This is a genomic window from Bradyrhizobium sp. 23, assembly GCF_023073295.1.
GTDB classification, from domain to species: domain Bacteria; phylum Pseudomonadota; class Alphaproteobacteria; order Rhizobiales; family Xanthobacteraceae; genus Bradyrhizobium; species Bradyrhizobium canariense_D.
In genome coordinates this window covers 7,892-31,968 of the sequence record NZ_JADPJF010000011.1, presented here as the reverse complement: position 1 = coordinate 31,968, position 24,077 = coordinate 7,892, and the positions used below count along the sequence as shown (strand labels likewise).

The 24,077-nt window shown below is 58.0% G+C and carries 8 protein-coding genes and 5 pseudogenes; 6 read left to right on the top strand and 7 right to left on the bottom strand.

Features of this window, described 5'->3' with window-relative positions; genetic code table 11:
* Together IVB32_RS02055 and IVB32_RS02050 are read right to left on the bottom strand one after the other, a co-directional pair.
* Positions 1–2,484: hypothetical protein (locus tag IVB32_RS02055; RefSeq protein ID WP_247409652.1), on the bottom strand; the 2,484-nt coding region annotated here is incomplete at its 3' end.
* 1,082 nt (positions 2,485–3,566) lie between these two features.
* Positions 3,567–3,957, bottom strand: a pseudogene (locus IVB32_RS02050) (transposase); the annotation flags it as partial.
* 753 nt (positions 3,958–4,710) lie between these two features.
* On the opposite strand from IVB32_RS02050, the gene IVB32_RS02045 reads away from it, so the two are divergent.
* Complete coding sequence (locus tag IVB32_RS02045) at positions 4,711–5,355, top strand: FMN-binding negative transcriptional regulator (RefSeq protein ID WP_247295552.1); 645 nt, start codon at positions 4,711–4,713, stop codon at positions 5,353–5,355.
* A 741-nt stretch (positions 5,356–6,096) separates the two neighbouring features.
* On the opposite strand, the gene IVB32_RS02040 is transcribed toward IVB32_RS02045, so the two are convergent.
* Positions 6,097–11,664, bottom strand: coding sequence for a trifunctional serine/threonine-protein kinase/ATP-binding protein/sensor histidine kinase (locus IVB32_RS02040; RefSeq protein WP_247409650.1), 5,568 nt, complete (start codon positions 11,662–11,664; stop codon positions 6,097–6,099).
* A gap of 2,159 nt (positions 11,665–13,823) precedes the next feature.
* Here IVB32_RS02040 and IVB32_RS02035 point away from each other — a divergent pair.
* The 5 genes and pseudogenes from IVB32_RS02035 to nolL all read left to right on the top strand — a co-directional run bounded on the left by IVB32_RS02035 (position 13,824) and on the right by nolL (position 20,849).
* A complete protein-coding gene (locus IVB32_RS02035) occupies positions 13,824–14,453 on the top strand; it encodes a response regulator transcription factor (RefSeq protein ID WP_051112989.1) in 630 nt (209 codons plus the stop codon).
* Positions 14,454–14,502: 49 nt separating this feature from the next.
* Positions 14,503–14,931, top strand: a complete 429-nt coding sequence (locus tag IVB32_RS02030) for a response regulator (protein ID WP_051112988.1) — start codon at positions 14,503–14,505, stop codon at positions 14,929–14,931.
* Between the two features lie 1,204 nt (positions 14,932–16,135).
* Positions 16,136–17,398: a diaminobutyrate--2-oxoglutarate transaminase gene (ectB, locus tag IVB32_RS02025; RefSeq protein WP_247409649.1), complete on the top strand. Its 1,263-nt coding sequence runs from the start codon at positions 16,136–16,138 to the stop codon at positions 17,396–17,398.
* Between the two features lie 592 nt (positions 17,399–17,990).
* Positions 17,991–19,051: pseudogene (locus IVB32_RS02020) on the top strand (transposase); the annotation flags it as partial.
* A 676-nt stretch (positions 19,052–19,727) separates the two neighbouring features.
* Entirely contained in the window at positions 19,728–20,849 is a 1,122-nt protein-coding gene (nolL, locus tag IVB32_RS02015) for a nodulation factor fucose acetyltransferase NolL (RefSeq protein ID WP_247404878.1), read from the top strand.
* 538 nt (positions 20,850–21,387) lie between these two features.
* On the opposite strand, the pseudogene IVB32_RS02010 reads toward nolL, so the two are convergent.
* From IVB32_RS02010 to IVB32_RS01995, 4 genes and pseudogenes are all read right to left on the bottom strand, one after another.
* Positions 21,388–21,755, bottom strand: a pseudogene (locus IVB32_RS02010) (3-methyl-2-oxobutanoate hydroxymethyltransferase); the annotation flags it as partial.
* Positions 21,756–21,985: 230 nt separating this feature from the next.
* Positions 21,986–22,997: pseudogene (locus tag IVB32_RS02005) on the bottom strand (aminotransferase class III-fold pyridoxal phosphate-dependent enzyme).
* A 177-nt stretch (positions 22,998–23,174) separates the two neighbouring features.
* Positions 23,175–23,807 carry a dethiobiotin synthase gene (gene bioD, locus IVB32_RS02000; protein WP_247404886.1) on the bottom strand — a complete coding sequence of 211 codons (633 nt, stop codon included), beginning with the start codon at positions 23,805–23,807 and terminating at the stop codon, positions 23,175–23,177.
* Positions 23,804–24,077: pseudogene (locus IVB32_RS01995) on the bottom strand (8-amino-7-oxononanoate synthase); the annotation flags it as partial. The pseudogene IVB32_RS01995 and the gene bioD, both read right to left, overlap by 4 nt.

Here is a 24,077-nt window from a genome sequence, read left to right as displayed (position 1 = left end):
GCGGCGTCCTCGCGGCCCCAATGCGATGGAGTAGGTCTCACCGTTGATAGAGACCGGCTGGGGAGCCATTCGCGAACTCGGCAACAGCATTCTATTGTCCAGTACATCGAGCAGGAAGTCCGGCACCGCCTGTGTGCCATGCTGCCAATCCTCGCCGACGAGATATCCGATATCCTCGAGCTCTTGCGGCGTGCCTGATGAACCGATCAAGAACGGCGGTCTGCCGGCAGGGCTGAGCACCGGCCTTGACTGGGCATCGTCACGCATTTCCTGCGGTGTGGACGGCAGATCAGTGAAAGAAGCCAAACCGATGTCTGAGGACCGAGCTGGCGCGCCCTCCGGAGTTGGCCACTCGAAGTCGGACGGCACCCGTGGAGACCAGGTAAAGCTCGACCCGGCCGGGTCCTGCCAACCGCCCGGTCCAACCGGGCCTTGCGGCGCCGGCCACTCACTTGGATCGAAGTCGGACGGCACGCGCGGGGACCAGGTCGAGCTCGACCTAGCCGGTTCCTGCAAGCCGGCCTGCCCAAACGGACCTAGCAGCGGCGGCCACTCACTTTCGGACGGCGGAGTCGGCAAATCTCGCGCCCAGGTTGAGGTTGAGTTCGACCCAGCCCTCTGCTCAGGGAAGCTCACACCCAGCGCTCTGTTTGCCTCAACGAGTAGCAGATACTGCTTGAGCTTCTTGAGACCCACGCTATCAACTCTCCCTGTGGCTTCCCTGAAAGCCCGGAGGTCTGCGCCCAGCGAGCGCTGCTGCTCACTATTGCCGTTGATTCGACTCGCGATGCTCTCCCTACCCTCTGTGCGGAGCCAATCACTGAACTTGCGTCGGATCGAAGCAGTCTGTTGAATTATTTTTCTTCTCTGTTCGGAAGCTGGGTCGAGGTTTCTCAGCTCTTCGTTAGCCAGGCTCGCGATCAGGCTGGCGTCGTCGTCATAAGCACGAGGTCGTTGTCTGTGTCGCCTGGTCTCGAGACCCAGGTATTGTCGAAAGAGATTGAGTGGGGCGCCCGGCTTTGTGGCTTTCTGGTACGCCGAATGATCTGCGCTCAATGACCGCTGCTGCTCAGCATTGCCCTCGATGCGGTCCATGATGCTCGGCCTGCCCTCTCTTCGAAGCCAATCACTAAAAGAGCGTAGGCTGGACGCCTTCGTCGAAGCGTCGTGTTTCTCCTTGCGAGTCGCGTCGGATCCAAGCTTGGATAGAGCGTCCGTCAAAAAGTCATCGATGATGGAGACGTCCTCCGGATGAGCCGCCAATGTTTGGCGCCCCATCAGGCGGGGCCCGGCGCCGACAGCTTGGAGCCCGTCAGCCCCGATCCTGCGAAGATGAGACAATGCCACGCTGAGGCGATCATCATGATCGCCGCCAGCTTCGACGTACTCGTCGATGTCGACGGCGAGCGACCTTGGCTCGTTGAACGCCCGAGGAGCCAGGGGATCCTTGTTCTGCGCTCGGAGCCAACGAGCAAACCCGTTGAGCGCTATCATATTGTTCCTGATCGTATCAGGGGGAACCGTTCCAGTCCCGCGGCCTCTGGTGCCATCGGGAGCAACTCTGTAGCTTTTGACGTTTTCCACGAACTGGCCGATCATCCGCTCGTCCTCGGGGTGCATCGGTTGCGCTCGCGTACCCACCCAGGCTGGGGCGGATATGGGATTTCCAGCCTGGAAATTCTGGAGTGCATTCAAGGCTGGCCCCACATGGTGCCTGCTATTGGCGCTCGCCACCTTATTAAATTCATCTTTATAGGCTGTCAGCAGCTCAGCATTGCCAAGCAGGTCGTTCAGAGTGACGCCTTTGGGTTGGAGGAATTCGCTGAACTTTCGAAGAGCCATCACATAATTATCGATCGTCTTCGCGGTACGGTTCGCGCTGCCCAATGCCGTCTTGAACTCTTCAATCAGCTCCAGGTCTGCCTCGGACGGACGACTGCGCTTTGCAAAGTCCATGCGAAGCTCCGAGGAGACGACATCAAACGCTGGGCCGCCGGACCACTTCTCACGGTGGCTTCCTCCAAAGACTTTGCTTAGTCCTGATTTGACCCGAGAGAACAGTCCACGGGGCTTGTTGTCCTTCGTCCGCGCCGTAGGTTGTTCCTCCGAGGGCGCTGCGTAGCGCATGCTGCTGAATGGCCCCTCCCGCAAGTCAGACCGGTAATTATTTGCAGCCGAATCAAGATGAGCGTGCGGAACATCGACGCTGTGACGCGCGCTGCTGAACGAATTGTTCCGCAGATTGGACCTTGGCGGCATTCGCATCGAACCACCAACGTCCGTACGCTGGATGTTTTCATGCGACCGTGCGGCTGGAGTGTCGGGGGAACTACCCCCCGAACTCTCCTCAGGAGAGCGGAGTTGCAGCTCGCCCAATTGCTGCTCGAAGCCAGCTTGATCCGCCTCTTGCCGCGCACGCTGCAGCTCCTGCTGCTCGGCGTGCCAGCGCATCCAATAGTTCGGATCGTTATAGATCGGTTCCACACCACTCTCCTACTAGATGAGACGACTCTTCAAAGCCGCCTGGCAGCGACACCGGCGCGAAAAGCTAGACGTCAAGATCGCCAATTGAACAACAAAGGACCGTTATCGCGCGCGCTCCGAGCTCGTGCATTGCCGCAGAAGAGCGCCCCGGATTCCTGGGCAACAGCTGAGCTATCGCCAAACCTTAAACCAACGAAACCAAATACTCGCACGGTCCAAAAAGCCATGGTGCCGCCTCCCCCTTCCAGGCAAGAAGGGCATGCGGCCACACCGCGATCGAAACTGGGCCGCCCCATTGCTGTTGGAAGGCGTCCGGGGTTTGAGAAGTTCCCTTGCAAACTCTCTTCGTCTTCAGTTCAATGTCCTCACATTAGCTACAACCAGCCGGCCGTGCCTGCACAATCAATACTCCAACGCACCTGCGCTCTTAGGACATTGAAGCCTCTCCTTCCGATCATGAAGCTTCACCGCATGTATGATTCGGACTGTACAACCTGACGCTACGTAGACTTCAACCCCGATCGCAGAGCCGGCTCCGGAAATGAGCTATCGCCAAATTTTGGTGACGGACGGGCCGGTCAGGCGGCGGCGGTTTTGGGCTGACGGTCGGTCGGCTTGGCGATGCAGCACCTCCTCAGGGCTGAGAATGAAGGCCAGTGTCTTTGGCGCCTTTGGCGCACTGAATGATCTGGTCGAAATCCCAATCGAGGCCGAGCATGACGCGGTAGTGAAATCGAAGCGCCGCGACGGTCACTTGCACCGAGCGTGGCGCCAGCTTCTTGATAGACCTGGTAGGCGTGCCAATCGGTCGGCAAGTCGTCGTCGGCGATCTCGTGTTCGTCTGCCCGCCGCCTGGGCCGGTTTCCGTCTTCGGCCTCGAGCGCGGACCCTTTCGGAAGGGATCGTGCGCCGGCGGCGCCGCGCCGCTCATCAAGACTGTCGGTGCGGCCCCGGGTGCACACATCGAGATCGGCGCCGCCGTCGCGATCCATGGCGTGCTGCTGCCCCGATCCCGCCTCAGCCCGTCGACGCTCAGGGACGACCGCTTTCGCCTTGGGCGGGTAATCGTCGTTCCGCCTGGCATCGCTCAGCGCATGGAGTTTTGTCGTGCGGCCGCCTCGCGAGCGGCCGATTGCTTGATTGTGCTCCCCCCTTTTCCGCCGGAGGCACACGGGTGAGCTTTAATCGAGGTCGAGTCGAGCGAAAGCGCGACGGCATCTTTGCCGGGCTTCGTCCGCGCTTTGCCCAACGATTGAAGCGATTGTAGATCGTCGTGTAAGGCCCGTATTCAGGGGGACAATCGCGCCACCGCGCACCCGATTGCAGCATCTGAATGAAGCCGCTGATAATGCGCCGATCGTCGTCCCGATCCGGTCCGGTCAGTCCCGTCGGCAGGTGAGGTTCTATCCGCGCCCACTGCTTATCATTCAACCAAAACAGGCCGCCACGCATCGCTCGTCCCCGAATCAAAATATGCGGAAGAGAATCACGTGGCGCAAATTAGGTATAGACCCTAGGCTAGGAGGATGGGCCGTCGCTCTTGACGTGCTGGACCGGCGGGAGGCGCTTGAGCTCTTCGCCATTTTCGACCAGCACCAGAACGCGTGGTGCATTCGCATCCCGCGGGAAACAGATAGGCGGCGCGGCTGGGATCCTCGTCATCCTGGATTGCACGTCGGATGTTAGGCCCCTGTCTGCGATATAGGTGGGCCAGATTGGGCCTGTATGTCGCGTGCCAGACACATCGCACAGACGGACGCCTCTTATCGACTTCTTGACCGGCGATCATCACGCCGCCGGAATGGCCAAGATTTCCTTGCTTTTGATATGTCCGTCCAGTGCCGGCGCGGATCTAGCACAACCAGTCACCGCCAACCTGCGACTCGCGGCGCGGCGAGCTGATGCGGCAAGGGCTCAGCCGCAACTCTGGCGTCCCACTCATAGCTCTAAGGTGAAGCTGCTCATGTGCTGCAGTCATCGGCACGAAGAGCCGAATTCGTCTGCAGGCGGCCCGTGGAAGGCAACGGCTGGCCAGCGTGCAAACGCACCCTCCGATCTGCACCTGCACCTTTGACTCATCATAGGCTTACTGGCCCAGGGGCCTAGAGCGCGGAGGAATGAAACTACCCACCAAAACTGATCGTTTCGGTGATCCGACACGAGGCGTACCCCAGTCCGAATCATGAGTCGCCCGGCTTTCCGTCGGGCTGCCGGGGAGCTTCGTCGATGTACACGCCGCCCTCCTTCCAAGTTGTCGATATCACCGACGTTCATCGGACGATGCGCGAGGCACGCACGGCGACACTGATCACCGCTACTCACGGAGGGCTTGTTGGAACGATGCTGCCCGTAGTACTCGACGAGCGCGAAGGCTCCATGGGCACGATTTACGCCCACGTGGCGCGTGCGAACCCGCAGTGGAAGCTGACACCGGCTGGCGAGGCGATGGCCATTTTCGCTGGGCCGGAGGCCTATGTCAGCCCTTCCTGGTACGTGACCAAGCACGAGAGAGGCGAGGCCGTACCGACGTGGAACTATGTCGCTGTGCATGCCTACGGGCCGATCGAATTCTTCGATGATGCCGATCGGCTGCGAAGGGTGGTCACGCGGCTGACCGATGTGCATGAGCGCTCGGGCAAAGACCGCTGGGCGGTGTCTGACGCCCCTGCCGATTTCATCAAAACGGAGCTGAAGGGGATTGTCGGCCTGCGATTGCAAATTACACGGTTCGATGGCACGCGGAAGATGAGCCAGAACCGCAACGCGGCGGATCGCGCCGGCGTCATCGAGGGGTTATCAAAGAGCGACCGTGACGAAGACCGTCGTGTGGCTCACCTCATTGCGATGACGAACCCGAACGACGTATTGTGAACGACGCGGTACCACCTGCATTTCTCCATATCTCGACTGCTCTCCTTCTGCACAGCGATGCGCCGGCAGCGGGCGGTTCCTGCTCGCGGCAGGTGCTTTTCACAGAGCAGAGAAAACCATACAGGACGCCATCGCTTGCGCGTCAGCTATTGCAACCGCCAACAGCGGCGCGCGGCCCCGAGGCCAACTCCGGAGAAGAAGAGCGGTACACCGGTTGCAATCCGAGGTGCGCTTCGGGGCGCATGACAGAATGCTCTGCATTGAGATCGGATTCAAGTGGGCTGCCCCGGCTCCACGGTTATCAAAGCAAGCGGTTTCGAAACCAGTTTAGTACGGAATGTTGCGATGGGCCGAACTGATCACCCACACTGAAGATCTGCACTGCCACAGGCGACGGTTGCATGCATTAAGTTAAATCATGTCGCCCTCCCGACTCAAACAAAAGATGCTTTGGAGGGCGATTGCCGTCATTCTCTCGAACACTGCGTGTGCAGCTTTCGTCTGATTCCGCTTGACGCCCTGCAAGCCTCTGAGACTTGCAGGAAGCCCTCAAAGCGTCTTGAATCCGACGTTAGGGTCAGATTGCAGATCTTCTGACAATTCGCGACAATCTGCGCACGCTCCAACACTCCCCGATGGGCAGTAAGAAACGCGAATGTCTCAAATCCTCGAGGTCTCGCCGTTGCTTCTGTCACGATGATCGGGGCTCCCGGAGCGCCCTGCTCGATGTCGAATTCGAGCCTAAGACGTTGAAGAGACCTGTTCCGACCGATCCACGCCCTCCGGCGCAACCGGCATGCTGAACTGAAAGACGGCCCCGCGAGGATCATTGGCGCCCGCCCACATCCGGCCTCCGTGCGCCTCAATAATAGAATGGCAAATGGCCAGCCCCATGCCCATGCCTTCGGACTTGGTGGTGTAAAACGCATCGAACACGCGGTCAGCGCAGTTCGGATCGAGTCCTGGACCCGTATCCCGAAAAGTGACCACTACGTTATTCGAGTCATCTGTCCGCGCACTGATCAGTAACTCGCGATCACTTTCGTTGATCTCGCTCATGGCCTCGATGGCGTTCGTGATCAAATTGAGAATCACCTGCCGCACCTGGACGCGATCTGCCCGGACGAGCGGCAACGCCTCAGTCCGTCGCGTTTGCACCCATACATCATTTTTCGCAAGTTCCGCGCGAACTAGGCCCAGCACCTCTAAAATCAATTCGTCAATTGCGAGAAGCTCCGTTTGCATAGGAGCCTTATTCATAAGAGCGCGGATCCGGCGGATCACGTTCCCTGCTCGCATACTGTCACGGACAATCAACCCGAAGGTCTGCCGAACTTCTTCCAGATTTGGGGGTTGAGCACCGAGCCAATTTAGCCCCGCCCCCGCATTACTCCGGATCGCGGCAATCGGCTGGTTGACCTCATGGGCGATTGAGGCGGCCAGCTGTCCCATTGTCGTGATCCGATTGGCGTGTGCCAGCCCCATCAGAGTCTCGCGATACCGTCGTTCGCTTTCACGGGCTTCCGCTTCCGCTCTCTTTCGCTCTGTCAGGTCGAGGACGAAGCCAACACCTTGGTCGTCTCGCGCATCGAATACGGCGACGCCAACTAGCACCGGCACGCGGCTGCCATCCTTGCGGACATACTCTTTCTCGAACTGCTGAACCGCTCCGGTCCTTTTTGCTTCTGTTCGCGCATTCAGTGTACGCTCGTGCCATTCTGGCGGTGTCAGGTCGAGACCGTTCACTCGCCCCGCGACGAGATCCTCTCGGTCGTATCCAACCATCGTGAGAAAGCTTTGATTTGCTTCGATAATCTCGCCTCCTTCGCGAATGATGAATATTCCAATGATGTTAGCGTCAAGTAAGCGCCGGATTTTCGACTCCCGTTGCTGAACTTCGCTGTACAAGCGGCTGTTTTCCAGCGCTGTTGCAGCTTGGGACGCAAGCATTTTCAGCACCGAGTTGCGGGCAGCCGAGAATATGCGCGCGGCGAGATTATTCTCCAGATAAAGTACGCCGATCAGCTTGCCCTGCGTGATCAGTGGCAGGCAAAGAATAGAACGCGCTTTGCGCTCGCGGATATACGGATCTTCCGCAAATGAAGGCTCGGCGACAGCATCTTCGAGAATGACGTTTTCGCGGACACGCAGGACGAAATGCAGCACGGACTCGGGAAGAGCCATCGGCGTTACGGGCTGTTCATTCACCTTTACAAGCAGCGCATCCGCTACCGTTGTGGCTTCCGCCTCGATCCGTGGCTCGCCTCCATGTAGCAGAATCAACAAACCTCGTTCGGCGCCGGCCTGCTCAATGGCAGTCCGCATAAGCGTGTCGATTAGCTTTTGAAGAACAATCTCGCCGGAAATCGCCTGCGACACTTTTGTTACCGTCGCGAGATCAAGATGCTCAACCGGAGCTCCGATCCTCAGGCCATTCACGGCAGGAGCGGTCTCCTCATGGCTGAGGTGGGGATTCTGCTCGTCGAGCTGACGCACTTTGCCATCTGCCCCCCAACGAAGGTAGCCGCGCCGGGCGTCCTGCAGGTAAACCCGGGATATTCTGTCAAAACCACGCGCAGCATAAAAGCGCGCTGCAAGCTCGCAAGCGATTGCCTCGTGGTGGGCGAAACCGTTACGTGCTGCGGTCTGGATTGCGTGTTCATACAGTCGCATTGCGTGTGCATCCCGGTATTCGAGCCTTGCAATTTCAGCGCCGACCAGGGCAGTCCGATTCTCAAAATTTTCGGGGCAATTCGTCGCCCATATCTGCAGCTGTCTGTAATGGGCATCAATGATAAGCCAATGTTGCTGTTGTTCGCTTTCGCCTAGCTTGTCGCAGTAACATGAGTGAGACAGCGCACCAAAGAAGTGAAACTCCGCGATCAAGGGCTCTGTCGGCATAGTCCATAATTTGGGCTCCGCCTTGGAGCGAGCATCAACAGCCGCAGCATAATCGCCGGCTAGAAATCGCGCCTGAAGTTTGCGGATCCAGTAGACGGTTTCACTAGGTGACAGCTCCAGACTCCGAGCCAACGATCGCTCGACCTCTAGCTCGTCAAACTGTTGGTCATCCAAGCAACCGAATGAGCGCGTGAGGCCGCGCATGCTTCTAATGATTGCGAGCTGAGCGGCTACGGTATCAGCAGCAAACTGAACCTTTCTATCCCGTATCGTAGCAAAGCTTTTCTCTATCTCGTTCTGCACCTCTTTCAGGGGATCTCCGGCCATCATCATATTTGAGGTTAGATGAAGCAAGCTGTACGCCTCGTAGATGACATCGCCGCTGCTGACCGCAGCTGCGAGCGCTCGCCGAATCAAAACTCGGCCACCTCTTAGGGGCTTCGTCCACGGGATCACGTTGCACCCGAAGGCCAAATAGACGGGAGCCCGAAAGCGGGAGAACTCACCGCGATCAACCAGGTCGCAAGCAAGACGACCAAATTTGTCAGCTGCTTGGTAGTCGCCGAAGCGCCCGGCCAAGATTCGGCCCAGCCATGCGTAATGGGCGCAAGAAGCATCGGTGTTGCCGTATTCGAGGCTGATGGTGACAGCTCTGCAGATGACCAAAGCGGATAAATTGGCGTCCGTGAAACCTGCGGGCGGAAGAATGCGCGTCAAGACGGCAAGCGTGGCAAGCATGGTCTGATCTGTCATCGCAGGCAACCTAGAAAGATCCTCGATTGCCTCGGGCAGCTGTGACCACATCCGCTGATATTCGGTTAATGTTTCCTGGTCCGTCGGATGCTGCGACCACTCGATCCCGACGTCGTGAAGATATTCGAGCCCTGTGAGCACTGCCCGCCCGTGCTGGCCGAGCGCCAAGTAAAGATCGACCCGCAAGCATGCGACCGTTGCTCGCTGGGGCGCGTTCAAGGCGCGCTTCGACAGTACCGACAGGAGGCTTTCTGCAATGTCCAGCTGGCCTACCAAGAATTCGCATTCAGCCCGGCTTGTCTCCAGTGCAAACGCGAGTTCGTGGCGCCTTCCCCAAGAGTGCTCCGCGAGCAGCGCAGCACCGACGGTGAAATATGTGAGTGCCGAGGCGTAGGCAGCCGACGCCCTGGCACGCTGCCCTGCGACGAAATTCAGCTCTGCGAGCTGCTCACGCTCATGACCGGAGGCAATTAGCGCGACGCCTCGATTGAGTTGGCTGACGATGTCGAAGATAGCCTCTTCGCGTTTGTGCGCAGGAACGTGTGCCGCCAGCAACCGACCGATCCGCAGATGGGCAGGAGCGCGCGAGGATTCCGGCACTAGGAAGTAGGCCGCCTCTTGAACGCGATCATGGAGGAAGCGGTAGGCTGTTCCGTGGCGCGCGATGAGTTCCTGCCGGATCGCCGGCCACAGGGTCGCATGCACCTTCTCCTGCGAAATTTCGAGCACGATCGCAAGCTCCGCCGACCCGGCGATGTTGCCGAAACAGGCCAGCTGTTGCAGCGCGTCCTGCGTTGCCTCAGGCAGGCGGATGAGCTTGCCGAGCATCAGATCCACGACATTCTTGGTGTACGCTTTTGCGTGAATACGCTCGAGATCCCACCGCCAGCGGGCCGACTCGTGATCGAACGTCAATAGCTGCTCTTCGGCCAGTTCAGAAAGGAATTGAATGGCGAAGAACGGATTACCCATCGTCTTCTGATGCACCAACTTTGCAAGCGGGGCAGCGCGTTTTAGTCCGCAGCGAAGGGTATCCGCGACTAACTGCGCGACATCGTCTGCAGCGAGCGGCGAGAGCGTGATCTCCTCGAAATTTACGTCGGCTCTCCTGAAGGAGTCGAGCTTGCGTTTGAGTGGATGGCCTGCATCAAGTTCGTTGCTGCGGTAAGCTCCAATCAGCAGCAGGTGCAGATCCGACTGCGTGAGGAGATCCTCGATCAAGTCGAGCGTTGCGGCATCATGCCACTGCAAATCGTCGAGGAAGAGCACCAAAGGATGGGTTCGCCGCGCGAACACGCCAATGAAGCGGCGAAGCACCAGCTGGAAACGCATTTGCGCTTGCCGGGCTGGAAGCTGAGCAACTGCGGGCTGCTCGCCAATGATCAGGCTCAGATCGGGGATCAATTCGACCATCAGTCGTCCATTCGTGCCGAGCGCCTCCAGGAGCGCTTGCCGCCAGGTGGCGAGTTCGCCCTCACTTTTGCTGAGAAGAGGACGGACAAGACTCTGAAACGTCTGCACTAGCGTCACATAAGGAACGTCGCGCTTCAGTTGGTCGAATTTGCCTGATACCAACTGCCCGCGCGAGGGCACCAGTGCTTTGTGTAGCTCCTGGACGAGCGAAGACTTACCGACACCGGAATAACCGGCGACGAGCACCAACTTCGGCGCGCCGCTCTTCACCGCGCGATCGAAAGAGGCAAGCAAAACCTCGATCTGAAGGGCTCTGCCATAGAGCTTCTCGGGGATGAGCAGCCGATCAGGTGTGTCGTCTGTGCCGAGCTCAAACGGGTCGATGCGACCGTGGTTGGCCCATGCTGCGAGACAGTGTTGCAGATCGTGCTCAAGGCCAGCGGCAGTCTGGTAGCGTTCCTCGGCGGTTTTCGCGAGGAGTTTCATCACAATCTGAGATATCGGCTCCGGGAGGTTTTGCGACTTCTCGACGGGCGGTGTTGCTTTTCTTGCAATATGACAATGGATCCACTCCGAGGGATCTGAGCCCGTGAACGGCAGCGCGCCCGTCAGCATCTGGTAGAATGTCACGCCAAGTGAATAGAGATCACTGCGACAATCGACCGAGCGATTCATTCGTCCGGTCTGTTCGGGCGCCATGTAGGGCAGCGAGCCGGCGATGAACTCGGCAGGCTCAGGCGGCACGCGCTCGCGGGACAGACGGGAAGCCAGACCAAACCCAGTGAGTCGCACCTGTTCGTCAGGACAATTGACCAGAATGTGAGCGGGTTTCAGCTCCTTGTGGACCAAGCCGTGCCGGTGAAGCTTGCCCACGGCCCTCGCGATACCAACAGCGAGGCGTAGGAAGCGCTTGGGCTCCATACGGATCCCGAGTAAATTTAGCAGTGGCTCGCCGCATGGATCCTCCAGGACCAGCATAGTCCGACCGGCTTCCCGGATGAGTTCCAACGGCCGCACCGCCCATCCCTCGTCTAGCTCCTCCCTCAGCCCGTACTCATGGGCAAGGCGGTCGAGCGTCGCTGGGTGTTCCGCGATGGGCCGCACGACAAGCACGACAGCCCTGCTGCCGTGGATTTGCCGGTGCCACCCACGGCAGAACGCGCGATCACCGTCCTCCCACAGGAGCTGGATGTCACTGTCGATACTTGAGCCGAACAGAGCTCGGCTGAGGTCCCGCGGCATTTGCCCGCCCGATCAATAAGGACTGAGCCGGAAGCTGACACATATCGGGCGAGCTTGTGAAGAGACTTCGCAAAGGGGCCGGAGTACCGATTAAGGCCGCCAAAGAGTGGACGGCGGCACGCCGAGATGCGACTTACACACCCAATACGTGGCCCAAGCGTGTCGATCCAGCCCAATCCTGCGCGCCGGCCGAGCCTGCACAGAATCGGCGGCGGCGCTCTCGCTAGCGCAGTGTGTCGGCGAAGGATTGTATTCGATGGAGTGGGCTCGTGGCCCCTTACCCGACCATGGCGCACTGCCCGACGTGCAGCAGGGCCCGGATCGCTGCTTCGGTCTAAGACCCGAGGAGAAGCAAGATGCTCGCTCGAGTCGCTGAACATAAACGCCGCAAGGGCGCTCAGGCTAGAAATCCCGGCGACACGAGCGGTGCTGTTTTCGAGATCGACGTTCACTCCTGGCTCCACTGTTGGAATGCGCCATGCAGTCATCGACTCTGAACCACAGCATCAAGGGCAGATCTGAAAGCCAAGTGTGAGCGAAACCGCGCCCATAACTATTCTCTTCATTCCTCCAATGATGGAGCAACTGACCCGCGACAAAGGCACCCCTGATGCTCACCGAACGCCCGTATAGGCCCTCGCTGATCGGAATGCCGCTCGCTGCCGTTCGCCGCAGGGCAATTGCCGGCCGTTGCGAAGCCGATGACCGAGAGAGTTTTCGCTGCTTGAACCGCTGTTCAAGCAAGGCGTAGGCTACCCCAAAACCGGTGAAGAGAATTGGAATTAGAATAAAGTACAGCGGAACGCCTTCTTTGCCAATTCGATAGATCTGCGCCGGCATCGTACAAACTGACGCTACGAATGACCAAGCCCCCCTTCCTGGCCGGCACGAAGTAGCGGGGAGTCACGACCTACTCTGCCTTGCTGAGCGAGCCTCAGCTTTGCCACGCTGGTTGCTTCATTGGAGGCAGCATCACCACGGATGTACTGGCGATGTGGGGCGAACCCGACGCACCTTCTTCTCGACGGAGTGCGTCGGCTCGCCTTTAATGCTTCTGCCTGGCCCTGGGCCCTTAGCGGATCGATGAGCTACTGGCAGGTCTAACAACACCTTCAGGTTGACCCCTCGGGGCGCGTTTTGTCCTTCCTATGTAGGTCAAGAGCGAACCTTCAAGGTGCCGGGCACGGACCTCTGATGTCCGCAAATTCTGGTGGAAGAATGATTCTTTCGCTGGATCAGCGGTTGTTTGGCTGGTGCAGGAGAGCAAATGCAACTGCCTTTTGGCGAACCGGTCCGCAGCTGGACACCGAATGGAGTGTGTCCCGCCTCTCCTTCAGATTACGCCGCCTCATGTTGGGGTGCGAGGCTCGTGAAGGAACAACGCCACGAACGCACGTGAGCGCCCCTGCAGCAGCTCGAATTCGAGCATCTTTCCTACAAACATGACGGAAAGGACTTGAATCGCACCTTGCGTCAGGTTGTACGAAGTCGGTGCGAGGTGCTTTCCTCACACAGAGCAACTCACAGGCGCTCTGACGACGGAAAAGAAGAGTTCATGTTGCTGATGCCGCTGCTACTCGCTCTGATGTCTATTTTCCTTAGTATGGGTGCGATAGTCTACTCCGCTTGCCGATCTCAACGCTGGCGGGATCGGCGCATGCACAGGCACAATCGGGCCGATTCGCTCAGCTCGCGCCCCCGCGTGCAACTACCAAGGCGACGGGCATTCTGATCGTTCAGCCGCATAATGAGCGGTCCGCTGCAGTCTCACTCGCGAAGGCCAGGCGACACGCGCCGCCGCTAAAGGGAGCGCCTCAAGTTCTGGATTCGGTGCTTCTCGATCGGCTGCTGATCGTTTGATCGGCGCCTTGGGAGCCAATCCAACGCGACGGCGGACAGACTCCAAAGGCAGTTCTCGACCAGTCGGGCGGTTTTTGCTACACTTTCCTGTCTGCGTCACGCTGGCGCGAATGGCTGACCGGTCACATACCTTGAAAATTTCAAAGATTTGCACTGCGCGAACGTCCTCAAAAGCCTATGCGATCAATCGAAGGTGGTCGTGAGGCAATAAGTCTACTGTAAATCGTACAAGTGAGGCCCTTATCGTGACCAAGCGCTCTGAACCCCGGAAGGAAGCCCCAAATGTCGTCGGGCCTGAGGTGAGGCCGAGCGTCTTCGTCGTCGACGATGACCTCTCAATGCGCGAATCGCTGGTCAACCTATTTCGTTCGATCGGTCTAGATGTCGTTGCTTACGGATCCGCCCGGGAAATGCTCCAGAGCGAGCTCCCTGATGTTCCTAGCTGCCTTGTGCTTGACATCAGGCTGCCTGGATTGAGCGGCCTTGAGCTCCAGAATGAGTTAGCCAAACAGAAGATTCACATTCCCATCATTTTCATCACCGCTCATGGCGATATTCCGATGACCGTCAAAGCCATGAAGAGTGGAGCAATCGATTTTCTCAGCAAGCCGTTTCGCGATCAGGAACTACTCGATGGCGTAGTCGCAGCTATCGAACAGGATCGGAAGAGACGAGGTGTAGACAAGGTGGTCAGCAGGCTCCAGTCCTTGTTTGAGGCCCTAAGTCCACGAGAGCAGGATGTGTTGAAACTGGTCGCCGCCGGGCTATTGAACAAACAGGTAGCCGCGGAACTCGGGCTCGCCGAGATTACAGTCAAAATCTATCGCGGCCACGTGATGAAGAAGATGGGAGCTCGATCGCTAGCCGATTTGATCAGGATGGCTGAGAGGCTGGGAATTGGGACTGAGCGTTTCACGGTACAAACCTAAGTATGATTTTACAATTTCGTCGTACACGCGCACCCTTCTGCTGGCCGTCATGCGTCGGCCAGCGCCTTCGCCCAACCAAGAACAGGTCGTCTTGTCTAGGTATTCAACTGTTTCCGTTATTGACGACGATCCTGCGATTCGTGCCGCACTGAACAACCTTTTGAAATCGCAGGGCCACATCGTTCATACGTTTGCATCGGCTGAGGAATTCTTGCGGTCGTCTCAATTGAACCACACGTCCTGTGTCATTGCAGACGTGCAGATGCCCATGATGAGCGGCTTTGAACTTTTGGAAAAGATGCGAGCCCAGGGCCACGCTGCACCGTTCATCTTGATGACTGCCTTCGCAGATGATCGCACGCGAGCTCGCGCGTTGAGCGCGGGCGTAGCCGGTTTTTTTGCCAAGCCGTTTGCTGACCTGGAGTTGAGCGCCTGCCTCGATGCAGCGCTTCGCGAGCAGGGTGGAACGAACGCGTGAAAGATGGGGAAGCAGTCTGGACCAAGCGCACTCGCGCGGCGCTTACGATGTCGATCAATGCGCGACTGCCCGTGCTTACCGCGTGCCAGTGGACCATCGCCTTTCTTGCCGCATTCCTGTCGTTGTTGTTGCACTTTCGGCATCTGGTTGAAGCACTTGCAACGTCGGGCTCCTGACAAGGCGCCTTTGGTATGATCGCGCAATCAGAGGAGGCGAGGCCCTCATCAGTTTAACGAGCGCCCTACCTTCACTCCTAAGATCCTTGCTGAGCTTAGCGCGAAGTGCCACGGCAGCGGCTTGCCGGCAGGACGTCGTTAGAACAAAGAATTCACCTGAAACTTGTGCCACCGCTCCAGACAAATCTGGCACCGAGTTTGCGGGAGCAGGACGGGACGATCGCGTCCAAAATCCCGCAGTCTGTCGAGGCGATCGCTTCGGAATTCACAGGAAACCCAAAGGCCGCATTTTCGATGTTGAGCTTTCGAAGGATCGAGCGGTGTACGCCAAACTCGCCAATTTGCGTTCGCTCCCAGCAACCCTTTGGCGGGCCGAAGCACCCGAACCTACGCAATCGGGTTGCAGGGCAACACAAATGCCACTGGTCGAAGCAATTTCAAGCCACGCCTTTGCTGCCGAACGCATCCACGCCACCACTCTCCGCGCCGATCCCGGCCAAACGCAAGGCCCAAAGCGGCGGCTCTGGACGAGCGATAAGCCCGCGCACCGGGCCAGATCCGCGGCGGCCCTGTCCCTTCTACTCGCCGGGACCCTGAGCGTGAGCATCCAACACACGCCTCCGGCTGGCGGGCTCCGCGGTCGCCGGGAGCGCATCGGCCCTCTGGTCGCGATGAACTTTCTCGGCCCACATACTTCCCCGCTTCCAAGCTAACCGCGCTGTATGCGCAAATTCTTCGATCGCGCGCGACTAAGCAAACCTGCCCGCGAAAGACGACTTAGCCTGGGCCCTCGCTGGATGGGGACGAAACTACTAGACATAGTAGCTTTGTTCCGCCTGGTTCCTCGGGTAAGCCGTTGGAGCTGATTTTCAGACGCCCTACGCAGAGCCCAAAGGACGACGAGAGGCGCCGGAACCGTGCGCTCATGATCCGCCAATCCTGTACAATGTTGGCCGCGCGCTTGTTCGTCGGGCAGATTTTCTTGTCGAGGAGACGACGACATGGTTGGAGGACACGAGCCGCACAGAATGAAGACAGTCGAAATGCTAGAGTCTAACGTGCGCTCGTACTCACGTTCCTTTCCTGCTGTGTTCAGCAGGGCGCGCGGCTCGATTATGTTCGCAGAGGATGGCCGAAAGGTCATTGACTTTCTGTCCGGCGCTGGAGCGCTAAATTATGGCCACAACAATCAGGAGATCAAAGCGGCAATCAGCGAGTATCTGGACTCGGACGGCGTCGTCCACGGCTTGGACATGGCCACTCCAGCTAAGGTCGAATTTATGGAGACCTTTAGCTCTGTCATTCTTCGTGAACGGAATCTTTCCTACCGCTTTCAATTTACAGGGCCTACGGGAGCTAACGCTGTTGAAGCAGCTCTAAAGCTCTCGCGTAAGATCACAGGACGTCACAACGTCATTTCTTTCACGAATGGATATCACGGTCAAAGCTTGGGAGCCATAGCCGCGAGCGGTAACCGCTTTTACCGCAAAGCCAGCAGCATTCCCTTATCCGGCACAACGTTCATGCCCTATGATGGGTATCTTGGCTCCGCTCACAGTCCGGCGGATTACGTGCGAAAGGTATTAATGGATGAGAGCAGTGGCACTGATCTTCCAGCCGCCATTCTCGTCGAAACCGTGCAAGGAGAGGGAGGCATTAACGTCGCCGGTAAGGAATGGTTGCAGTCAATTGAGGCTTTGGCAAAAGAGGTCGGAGCTATTTTCATAGTTGACGATATCCAAATGGGCTGTGGCCGTACAGGCGAGTTCTTCAGTTTCGAGTTCGCCGCGTTGTCGCCAGACATTGTTGTAATGTCGAAATCGCTGAGTGGGTACGGTTTGCCACTATCGATGCTCCTGATCAAAGAAGCGATTGACGGATGGGAACCAGGCGAGCACACGGGGACGTTTCGAGGAAACAACCTTGCACTCGTTTCTGGCAAAGCGGCTTTGAATCTGTATTGGCGCAACCAGACGCTCTCGCAACAGGTCCGACGCTTGGGCGCATTTATGCGGCGTAGACTCGATGCTATCGCGCACCAGCACGGAAACAAGTTTGCTGTTCGTGGACGGGGCTTGGTATGTGGATTCGATTGCAAAACGACCGAAATCGCAGAGGCAACGTCACATAGAGCTTTTAAAAAGGGATTGATTATCGAGCGATGCGGACCGACCGATCAGGTTGTCAAGTTCTTGCCTGCACTTACGATCGATCAAGAAACGTTGGGACAAGGCCTAGATATATTTGAGGAGTCATTGACCGAAACATTGAATTCAGCCCGAGCAAGCTAAACTTGTAGGCACACGAGAGAAACTGTTGCTACCGACAGCATCGCCGCACAAGTCACTGGCGTGAGCCCTTGCTTGCCGCCGAAATGGTCAGGAGTTTTGAAGCGATGATCATGAAGGTGACGTCTGAAGGCCAAGGCTATTCGAGATCGGCCGAGTCGGCTTATCCGCGGAGAGCGCCTGCTGCCCTCCTCGGTCCACAACGTGAGTGCGAGCAGCACCTTTGACCATAGAACCTCGCCCTCGCGAGCGACTCTGGTCGGGGTGGCTTATTTAAGTTTTCCAGTCTGAGGTCGGCCGAAGGTCAGCTCGTTGTGCGGAATGGAGTCCAATGTTGTGTATGGCTTCTTGGTGGCCAGATGCCAGCCGCACGAGCGCGGACTTTGTTAGGACCGTAGATTGAGCAGCAGCGATCCAGCCCGAGCCGTTTACAGCATAGGCGCAGCAGCAATCATCCCGCGGCCGGCTTTGCGACGAAAGCCGTCAAGGAACGCGCGGTGGGGATGTCCCGGGTTCTGTTGAATTTCTGAAGAGGTCGGGGTTGCCGTTGAGCCGGTAGGCTCGGCGTGCTGATTCCACAAAGGAGAGCGACGTGATGACGAGAGATATCACACCGGCTGGTTGGCCGGCGACCGGGCTGTGGACGAAGCGTTTGCGAAAGTGCAGGCGAGCTTTGACCGGTTCTGCCTTCCGGCAGGGATCGAGGCGCTCGGCACGATGACGGAGGCGGATGTGACGGCGGCCTGCGAACGGGTTAGGGCGTGAACGCCCGCGAGGTCACGATTCCGTCCTGGGACAATGGCGGCGCAGGAGCACTGGCTCGCTCGCTGGGCGATGGACTTGATGCTGATCAATGTGTTGACGCGCCGGTTCGCCCGCGCTGTCCGGCTGCCGGAGGGTGACGTGCAAGCATCGGCCGGATCGGGGGGTGTCAAAGTCGGCTGCCTCGCGGAGGTTCGTAGCGCTGCCGACGGCGCGGCTGGCCGACTTCATGGCGGCCGATCTGTCGGCGCTCGACCTTCTGGTGGTCCAAATCGACGGGCTGCATCTCGGCGACGATCTTGTGCTGGCCACCGCGATCGGGGTCGACGGCGAAGTCAAAAAGCATCCGTGGCGCTGGTGGAAGGGGCGACCGGATTGCCGCAACGTTTCAGGCCCTACTGGACGATCTGGTTTCGCGCGGGCGCGACCCGGCGGTGCCAAGACTGTTGAGCGTTGTCGAAGGCGATCTGCCGCACCTTCGGTTCGGTCGCCACGACCCAGCGCTGCCAGATCTACAAGGTGCGCAAACATCATGGAACGCCTGCCGAAAGAGCATCATGCGGCCACCCGTCGGGTGCTGCGCCAACCTGGGAGCTCGATGACGCCGAAATGGCTGAAGAATTGATCCGCAATGTCGCGCGTCGAGTCGATCGGCATGGCTCGGCGTAGCTGTGAGCATCCTCGCGGGCCTCGACGAAATCCTGACTGTCGTCCGGTTGAAGTTGCCGAAGGAGCTTCGTTCATCGCTTGCCTGTACAACATCACCGAGAACATGATGCGCACCATTCGCGGTGTCACGCGCAACATCAAACGCGGGCGGGATGGCCCTGCGACGGGTCACGGCTGGCGCTCGAGGTCAACAACGGCGTCGGACGATTGAAGGCGCATAAGCAATGATCGGTTCTGCGTGCGGCCACGATCGCAGGACGATCAAGCCCATGCCCACGTCACGACGGCCGCGTGGCATTCATTCCGGCAGCGTCGGCCCGGTTGAACAGCCATCGGGAGATCCCCGGCGCTGTTCACGGCGTCAGCCACGCTAACCGAGCCAGCATCTCAATCAGAAAGGGTCGGTCCTCGGCTTTTGCCCCAGTCTGCAGAGCACCGCTCTCCGTGTGCGCGCGTAGCACACTGCCGCAACCCCAATGTTGGCGTGCCCGAGTTCAGCATCAGAAGCGCCTATTGGCGTGAGCGCCTCGGCGGCAACCGAAGGTGACCGCCAAATGTCAAGTATGCTGGGCGGACGGAAGAAGCCCGACGCATCTGCCGGGTCTGAAATGCGTCGGGCTGAGTGGGAGACTGAGTGCGACAGTCTTCCTCCCAGAACCTGTCTCTGCAAATAGTATGCCGCGCCCGTACTGCTACATCACTACCTTGACCTAGACATCTGTTCTGCCGCGAAGTTCCTTGAGGCATTCAGAGAGGCTCGGCGCACAGCTCGTTCTTGAAGGCTAAAACAAGCTGAGCTTACTCCCTTCCAAAAAGTCCCGCCATCACCTTTCATTTGGATCAAAAATGAGGCAGAAGAACCGAACAACGGGCCGCCGGCTCATCAACAACAGATATCTAGATGTTTCATACATTGCTACGCGTGACTGGAACGATCGCCCCGAGCTCGCGCACGACAGAGGCTAACGATCGAGATCTGAGCTTAGACTTCGCGAAAGGTGCGCTCATTCTTTTGGTGATCGTTGGGCACCTGATCCAGTATGTCATCTACCGAGACGACGGGTTTTGGTATTCGCCGTACTACAAATCGATCTATATGTTTCACATGCCACTCTTTATGGCGATAAGCGGATATCTTTCTTCTCGATCGCTGCTGCAAAAGTCGTTCACTCGAGCCGCCAGCGACCGTGCGAAGCAGCTCTTGCTGCCGATGCTGTTTTGGTGGACGTTCATGGAGACCGTTAAGCTGGCGGCATTGTGGCGCGCGACCAGCATAACGAGCGGACTTTTGGGATTTTTAGACGATTTCGCTGGCACCTACTGGTTCATCTGGGCCACGTTTGTTTCCTACCTTCTCATCAAGATTTCTAGCAGGCTCGACCAGCGATCGTGGGTCATATCTGGCGTAGCCATACTGGTCGCACTCGCGCCTCTGACATTCTCCATATCACCCCTGATCAGATTCACTTACCCATTCTTCTGCTTCGGCTTCTTGCTTGCTCAATCGAGAGAACGATGGACGAGTACATGGCGACGTCACAAGCCGCTCCTGGTCTTATTTCTCTCGATAGTCACTTGCGTATGCTTTCTAGCGTGGGGCAAGGACACCTATGTCTACAATAATCTTGGGGTAATTCACGATCTTCGGTCGGCTAAAGACGTGCTTCTGATGTTTGTTGGCTCTGCAGCTGCCTCAGCAATCGTTATCGAACTCCTGCTGCAATGCTGGAGCCTTGGCCATTCAAATCGGATGGCCCGCTTTATCGCTGTGGAGTTGGGCCAGACCACGCTGCTGCTCTACCTGGTCCAGGGTACCGTGTTCCGTCTCATGGATTTCGTACAATTCGGAGAACTTTGGGATCTCACGACCCGGTTGATCATCGCGGGTCTGCTCGGTGCCTCGATTATTGCGATCGCGCTAATGGTGCGCTCGATTGTTCGCGGCGTTCCATATCTATCTCAGCTCGTCATTGGAATGCCGCCACGCTCAGGTCTCCCGCAGGCCAAACCTGCAATAAACTAGCTGTATTGCATTTAATTGTTTGAGTACGGCAGGGTATTGCGATGGCATCGACTTGTGACGCCCGGAACAGCGGTCGACGGCGACGGCGTGCCGCCCGTCGAGCCGGTGATCGGCATAAGAGCAACCCCATCGAAGCGTGTATTGCTCAGGTTTGTATGGCACCGGCGAACTCAGCCCATTGCGTCCGTCTGTTCAATCGAGAGTCGTGAGATGAGCTTCGCTGTACCAGTCCTCTAGCCGCCGGGTTTCGACCCAGATCTGGCGATCGAACGTAATCCAATCACACTCGGCGAAATGTTTCTTCGAGTGCCGTACTGAATCCGAGACGTCCCAGTCGTTCGAATCTCCGTCTCGGCCCGCAGTTGCCCATGCACTACCTTGACTTGGAAGGCGTCCAGTTTACGATCGAGTCGCGCAAACCGTCCGGAAGACGACATGACTCCTGCGACGCGGGGAATGCTGCGTTAAGGACATCAGCTGCCCAGCGCGAGAGGCCCTCCTGCAGCAGCTGACGGTCCTCTACATAGCCTGCGTCTGTGCCAAGCTGCAGGAAATCTCTAGCGTTGCGTATCGTGTCCTCGGGACTGATATGAAAGCTGAGAAACGGCATGTCAGCTACAAGCAGGGCGCGAGGCCTTGTTCGCGCGACCGCCTCCAAGTGGTGATTCATCATCCCATGCTGACGGGTAAAGTGTCATCACACCCAAGGCATACATTGCCGACGCTATCGCCGACAAGAATGACGTCGACGACAGGATCGGCGATACATGCCGTCACCGCATCATAACCCGTGGTCATGACGATGGTGTGCCTTTCCTCCTTGCATCATTGCAGAACTGGAATCGTGACGCGTTCAACTGACAGCTGCGAAATGTGGCTCTGTTCGATCTGATCCGGCCTCCGCATGTCTCTGGAAACGGCCTTCCCCTTGGAACCCACATTGCAGATGCGAGGTCACAATCGCCCATTTCGAAAGTCTATGGCAAGGCTCTCTCAAGTCGTTCGGGAAGCCGACGACAGCTCAGGATCCTTCATCTTGCGCTACCGCGCGCGTCTTCAGGCCAGCGCATCGGCAGCGTCACAGATGCGTGCATAAATTTCGTCCAGGTCACCTGCTGTTACACAATATGGCGGCATCACATAAATCGTATTACCGAGTGGACGCAGCAAGAGATTGCGGTCGTTAAGAAGGCGTGAAGCCTCGGGCCGACGCCTGCGAGATAGCCGGTATCTCTCGTCTTCAGGTCGAGTGCTGTGATGGTGCCGCTACGGCGAACGTTTGCAAAGCGCGGATCGGCGCGGAATCCTTCAATTGCCTGCTCTTGCATGGTTGCGACCGCAGCGATGCGCCGGTGACATTCCTGGCCTTTCCACAGATCCAGGTTAGCTTTGGCGGCGGCACAGGCCACCGGATTTGCCGTATACGAACTCGAATGAAAGAATGTGCGCGTACGGTCTTTTGAATAATGGGCATCGAAAATCTCTGCCCGGCAGAGTGTCACCGCGAGCGGCAGCGCCCCTCCCGTGAGACCCTTGGAATAGCACGCTATATCTGGCACAACATTGGCCTGCTCACAGGCGAAGATTGTTCCGGTGCGGCCCCAGCCCGTCAGCCCGTCATGACCTCATCGGCAATGAACAGAACGTCCGACGCCTCCGCAGATCCGCTTCATCTCTCTTAGCACCCAAGCTGGGTACATCAGCATTCCGCCTGCCCCTAACATCAGAGGCTCGACAATAAAGGCTGCGGGATTTTCGTTCCGACATGCTGACTCAAGCGCATCGAGCGTCGCCCGCTCACGACCGCTCGCAGGGAACGGGATTGAGGTCACGTCGAACAGGAGAGGTCCGTACGCCGCGTTGAAGACACCGCGGGCACCAACTGACATCGCGCCGAACGTGTCCCCGTGATAGGAGTGCTGCTACAATGATGCGTGTTCGCTCTTCGCCTATATTGTGCCAATAACCGAGTGCCATCTTCAAGGCGACTTCCACGCTGGCTGACCCGCTGTCCGAGTAGAACACGTGGTCCAAGCCTTGGGGTGTGAGTTTCAAAAGGAGCCGAGCGACCTCCTCAGCCGGATCATGCGTGTAGCCGGCGAAAATGACTTGGTTTAGCTTGCCGGCCTGTTCCTGAATCGCGCTCACGATCTACGGATGGCAATGGCCGTGAGTGACGACCCACCAGGGTGAGATTGCATCTATGATTCGATTATGCATCCGCAGTGTAGAGATAAGCACCATCGCCACGCACAACCTTGGTCATCTCGTTGTGAAGAGCATGCTGCGTGAATGGATGCCAAATTGGCGACCTCTTGTTTGGCTTCATGGCGTGAAATCGCCGGGAATAAACGAGCCTTTGAAGACAGCCTGCAGGCTCTCTGCCGTCAAAGGAGAAATCCAGGGCAGCCGTCCTAACCAACGCACCCGCGCGATGTCACAAATTGCGCTCTCAGTCTCCGAATTTCTTTCTCCGATGAATGCGATCCCAAGAATGTCGATCTGGCGCTTTCGCAAGGCCTCTATCGAGAGCAGGGAGTGATTGATGGTTCCGAGTAGCGTGCGCGCGCAAAGCACGACGGGAAGTCGCCACCGCTCGAAGATGTCGATGTAGAGTGCACTGGAATTCAGCGGCACCATTAACCCGCCAGCGCCTTCGATGACGAGCGGTCGCTCCCCGGTTTGCGGCAGGACGAGCGAATCGGGGTCGATGCGAATTCCGTCTATTTCGGCGGCATGGTGCGGCGAGGCGGACGTTTTAAGGCGGTAACGCTCCGGAACGATCCGATCGGCCGGAAGACCGCTCAGTCGTGCGACCTGCTCGCTATCGGTCTCTCCTTCAACACCGGCCTGAATTGGTTTCCAATAATTCGCGCCGAGAAGATGGGCAAGGCCTGCCGAAAAGACAGATTTGCCGATCCCTGCATCTGTGCCGGTCACCACGATCCGCTGGCTCATCGAGATTCGCCCCCCGTCTCCTCAGCGAGGGCATCGAGCATCGCACGCACCTCATCCTCTCCGACGTTGAGCGTCAGTGAAATTCGTAAACGGGCCGTGCCGGTCGGCACTGTTGGCGGTCTGATTCGTCGGATGTCAAATCCGCGAGCCTGTAGCGCGGACGCTAGCCTCATGGCGCGGGCATTCTCGCCAACGATATAGGGAAGGATCTGCGAGTTCGAAGGACTTCTCTCGCCTCGCGCAACCATCTCCTGATGCGTGAACGCGACA